This is a genomic window from Sphingomonas sp. FG14 (assembly GCF_057809675.1).
Map to the genome: position 1 here is coordinate 1 of NZ_JBMDKK010000046.1, position 4881 is coordinate 4881.

Below are 4881 nucleotides of genomic sequence, written 5' to 3' on the forward strand. Positions count from 1 at the left end.
TCAGGCTCAGCCCGAGCGGGGGTGTTGATGGCGGCATGTTCTGTCGGAGCAATCCCGCAACCTCCAACCGTTCGGGCTCAGCCCGAGCGGGGGTGTTGATCGCGGCATGCCCTGTCGGAACCATCCCGCGACCTCGGCCCGAACGGTGGAGGTGAGGATGCGCGCATGCGCCGGCCAGCGCGGCGTTCACGGGATGCGGCGTGCGCTCGCCATGTGGTGGGCGTGGGTGATGGCCACCGCCAGCGCGTCCGCCGCGTCCGCGCCGCTGATCTTCGCGCCGGGCAGCAGGCGGGCGACCATCGCGTGGACCTGCGCCTTTTCCGCCGCGCCGGTGCCGACGATCGCCTTTTTCACCAGCCGCGCGGCATATTCGCCGACCACGCAGCCCGATCGCGCCGCCGCCAGCAGGCAGACGCCGCGCGCCTGGCCCAGCTTCAGCGTCGATTGCGGATTGACGTTGACGAACACCTCCTCGATCGCCGCGCCCTCCGGGCGGTGGCGCAGGATCAGGTCGGTCAGCGCCGCGTCGAGCGCGACCAGCCGTTCGGCCAGCGGCGCGGCCCGATCGGTCTTGATCTGGCCGTTCTCGATATGGCTCAGCCGGTTGCCCTCGGCCGCGATCACGCCCCAGCCGGTGATGGCGAGCCCCGGATCGAGGCCCAGGATCAGCGGCATGGACAGGCGGGCCGGGTCAGCCCAGCTTCTCCATCACATCGTCGGGCACTTCGTAATTGCCCCACACGGTCTGCACGTCGTCGTCGTCGTCCAGCGTGTCGATCAGCTTGAGCAGGCTGCCCGCGGTGTCGGCGTCGACGACCACCTTGGTCTGCGGCCGCCATGCCAGCTTCGCGCTTTCGGGTTCGCCCAGCACCGACTCGAGCGCCTTGGCGACTTCGTGCAGCATGTCCTGCGCGGTCCACACCTCGTGCCCCTCGTCGGAGACGACGTCTTCCGCGCCCGCTTCCAGCGCGGCTTCGAACACCTTTTCGGCGTCGCCCGCCTTTTCGGAATATTCGATCAGGCCCATCCGGTCGAAGCCGTGGCTCACCGATCCGCTGGCGCCCAGATTGCCGCCATTCTTGGAGAATGCGGTGCGGACGTTGGTGGCGGTGCGGTTGCGATTGTCCGAAAGCGCCTCGACGATCAGGGAGACGCCGCCGGGGCCGAAGCCCTCATAGCGGATTTCCTCGTAATCCTCGCCGCCGGCCTGGCTGGCCTTGTCGATCGCGCGCTGGATATTGTCCTTGGGCATGGACTGCGCGCGCGCCGCGTTCACCGCTAGGCGCAGGCGCGGGTTCATGTCCGGATCGGGCATGCCCATCTTCGCGGCCACGGTCAGTTCGCGGCTGAGCTTGGAAAACGTCGCCGCGCGCTTCTTATCCTGCGCGCCCTTGCGGTGCATGATGTTCTTGAATTTGCTATGGCCTGCCATCGGATCCCGGATCTGCTGGTGTGTCGGTTGGTGCGGCCACTAGCGGACGGGGCGGGGTGAGGGCAAGTTTTTGCTCGATCGGCCCTGTTCCGCGATCCGGCATCGCCCCGAGCGCGGCGATCTTGGCGGGCGCCGGCTTCGCCATCCGACACACCCACAGCACGCCCTTGCGACGCCGTTCGAAGCGGCATCGCCAAATCGTCCATCCGCGCCCTTGCAAAGCGGTTCGAGTTTGATAATTAAAAATGAGATCAAATTCAGATAATGGATGGTCATGTTGCGATCCGCCCTCCGCCCCATCGTGAAGATCCTCCCTCGCGACGCTGATGCCCCGGCCATGGCCGCGGCGGGCCGGGGCCGCTGTGTGGACCGTCATCCATGAGCCGGCTGCGCCGGGCCGGGCGTTTCGCGCTTCATGGCGCCGGCGGCCTCGCCCTGCTGGCCGTGGCGGCGATCGGCGGCGGATATCTCTGGCTGCGCGGCTCGCTTCCCGCCTATTCGGGCACGGTCGCGATCGACGGGATCGGCGCGGATGTGGAGATCGTGCGCGATCGCCAGGCGGTGCCCCATATCTTCGCGCGATCGCGGGCGGATGCCTTTTTCGGGCTTGGCTATGTCCATGCGCAGGATCGGCTGTGGCAGCTCGAAATGGCGCGGCGCGCGGGCAGGGCGCGGCTCGCCGAGGCCGTGGGGGGCGAGGGGCTGGCGACCGACATGCTGGTCGCCGCGCTCGATCTCGATCGCGTCGCGGCGCGCACCGATGCCCGCAACGATGCCGCCACCAGGGCGGCGATCCGCGCCTATGTGACCGGGATCAACCGGGCGATCGATACGCGCAGGGGGCCGTTGCCGCCCGAATTCCTGCTGCTCGGCATCAAGCCGGCGCACTGGAGCGAAAGCGATGTGAACCGGCTGGGCGGACTCGCCGCGCTCGGCTTCGGCGACTGGCGCGACGAACTCATGCGCGCCCGCCTTGCCGCGCGGATCGGCTGCGACCGGATCCGCGATCTCTATGCCGTGCCCGACGATGCGTCGCCCGTCACCTATCCGGGCCTGGCGGCCGATGACGGCGATCGCGCCGAGAGCTGCGGCGCGATCCGCTTCTCGGGCAAGGCGGCGGCGGCGATCCCCGCTCTGCCCTTCGGCCGCGCGCTTCCCGCCTCGAATAGCTGGGCGATCGCGGGCGCGCGCACGGCGAGCGGCAGGCCGATGCTCGCCAATGACCCGCATGGCCGGTTCGGCGCGCCCGCCGATTATTATCCGGTCCGCATGACATGGCCGGGGTTCGAACTGGTCGGCGCGTCGCGGCCGGGATCGCCGGTGATCGCGAGCGGACGCAATCCGGACATCGCCTGGGGCGTCACCGACATGATGGCGGACCAGACCGATCTGTTCGTCGAGCGCGTCGATCCGGCCGATCCACGACGCTATCTCACGCCATCAGGCTCCGCGCCGTTCGGCATGCGCCGGATCGCGATCCCGGTGCGCGGGGCGGCGCCAAAACAGGTGACGCTCAGATATACGCGCCACGGCATGGTGATTTCCGATCTCGACGACGATGCCGCCGCATTGCTCCGCGACCAGATCGGCCCCGGCCATGTCATCGCATTGGCCGGCCTCGATTTTCCCGAGGGCAACCCGCTGGTGAAGGCATTTCTGGGCATGGCGGAAGCGCGTGACTGGGCCGGATTCCGGGCGGCGGCGCGCGATTTCGGGCTTCAGCATAATTTCGCCTATGCCGATCGCGCGGGCACCGTCGCGATGCTTTCGGCGGGCCATTTGCCGATGCGTGATGGCGACGGTTTCCTGCCGGTTCCCGGCTGGGACGCGCGCTTCGACTGGCGGGGCTTCGCGGCGCCCGATGCGTGGCCCGCCGAGCAGGCCTCCGCCGCCGGCTTCGTCGTCAACGCCAATAACCGCCTGATCGCGGGCCGGGGCGGCGTGTTCGACAGCGCGAGCTTCGAGCCCGGCTGGCGCGCGGCGCGGATCAGCGGGGTGCTGGCGCGCACGGCTCGCGCCGACATGGCCGGCCAGATCGCGCTCCAGACCGATATCGTCTCGGCCCAGGTGGCGGCGTTTCGCCCGCTGCTGCGCGCGATGCGGCCGGGCGGCGCGGCGGCGCGCGCGCGGGGCATGCTGCTCGCCTGGAATGGCGCCATGGCCACGGATCGCCCCGAGCCGCTGATCTGGGCCGCGTGGCAGCGCGCGCTCGCCCGCACGCTGCTCCGGCCGGCGCTCGGCCCGCTTGCCGAAACCTGGCTTGCCGGCAATCGGCCGCGCCTCGATCGGCTGCTCCGGCCGGGCAGCCCATGGTGTACCGATTGCGCCGCGCTCGCGGCGTCGGCGCTGGACACGGCGATCGCGGATCTCGGGCGTGAGCAGGGCGGCGACATGGCGGCATGGCGCTGGGGCCGCGTCCATCGCGCGACCTTTCGTCACGACATCCTGGCCGGGCTGCCGCTGATCGGACGGCTGGTGACGCCGCGCGTGCCGGCGGGCGGCGACGCCTTCACGGTCAATGCCGGGGAAGGCAAGCTGTGGAGCGACGATCCGTGGACCGACATCTATGGCCCGCGCTACCGCCAGATCATCGATCTCGCCGCGCCCGAGCGCAGCCTGTTCATGATCGCGCCCGGCATTTCGGGCAATCCGCTCTCGCCATGGTTCGGCCATCTCGCCGGACCGTGGAGCGAGGGGCGCTATTTCACGCTGACGGGCGATGCCGCGACGCTGCGCGAGACCGGGGTGGGTGATCTGGTGCTGAAGCCGAAGCGTAGAGGGTCGGCGCCCGTCCGCTGAACATCGTCATGCGGAGCCCAAGACATCGTCACCCTGAATGTGTTTCAGGGGCCATGTCGAAACGGGTGCGATGGTACAGGCTACGGCATGGATGCTGAAACAGGTTCAGCATCACGATGAGATGGCCTGGTTCGGCGATATCAGGTCGTAGGCTCATAAAAGCGGCTTGCCCGCTTCCGCCCCAGTTGCGGTCGTTTCCTATCTCCCCGGAAAAAGGTAAGTGATACGACATGTTCATCACCTACCCGTACGCTTGTTTCGCATGCCGCAGCTCATTCAAACGGCGGGTGTCATGGAAATTTGAAGAGCGGCCTTTTACGCTCGCATGTCCGCGCTGCGCTCATAAGGCCGTGTGTCTACCGCGGAAGTTCAAGCCACCGAAGCGGTCGGACGCGATGCAGTGGAAGAAGGTTCAAGCACTCGTCCTAGGCGGCTGTTTCTTTTTCGACTGTGACGAAGCGTATCCTGAGACCCTGAAACAAGTACCCTCCTTCTTGAGGAACCAACGGGCACATATATCGGAGAAGATGCAGCGATATCCTGATTATCTCAATGCCATCATGGCAGCCGCAGCCAATCCGTGAGCGGCAGCTAACCACCCAATTCCGTTGAAAAAGGCAGCTGCGGCATCGTTGCGGCGGAGTTCACGA

Annotated in this window: 3 protein-coding genes; 1 reads left to right on the top strand and 2 read right to left on the bottom strand. The window is 67.9% G+C overall.

The genetic code is table 11. The annotated features are described in order from the left end of the window. Window positions 1–186: 186 nt before the first annotated feature. Window positions 187–675, bottom strand: a complete 489-nt coding sequence (gene ruvC / locus ACODTA_RS30175) for a crossover junction endodeoxyribonuclease RuvC (RefSeq protein ID WP_489071363.1) — start codon at window positions 673–675, stop codon at window positions 187–189. Window positions 676–691: 16 nt separating this feature from the next. Continuing rightward, a complete protein-coding gene (locus ACODTA_RS30180; RefSeq protein WP_489071364.1) occupies window positions 692–1432 on the bottom strand; it encodes a YebC/PmpR family DNA-binding transcriptional regulator in 741 nt (246 codons plus the stop codon). A gap of 378 nt (window positions 1433–1810) precedes the next feature. Between ACODTA_RS30180 and ACODTA_RS30185 the strand changes: the two genes are divergently transcribed. Beyond that, entirely contained in the window at window positions 1811–4231 is a 2421-nt protein-coding gene (locus ACODTA_RS30185; RefSeq protein WP_489071366.1) for a penicillin acylase family protein, read from the top strand. Window positions 4232–4881 lie beyond the last annotated feature (650 nt).

Excerpts from the sequence above, each read along its gene's own strand:
- ruvC (WP_489071363.1), bottom strand. The coding sequence starts at position 675 with ATGCCGCTGATCCTGGGCCTCGATCCGGGGCTCGCCATCACCGGCTGG.
- ACODTA_RS30180 (WP_489071364.1), bottom strand. The coding sequence starts at position 1,432 with ATGGCAGGCCATAGCAAATTCAAGAACATCATGCACCGCAAGGGCGCG.
- ACODTA_RS30185 (WP_489071366.1), top strand. The coding sequence starts at position 1,811 with ATGAGCCGGCTGCGCCGGGCCGGGCGTTTCGCGCTTCATGGCGCCGGC.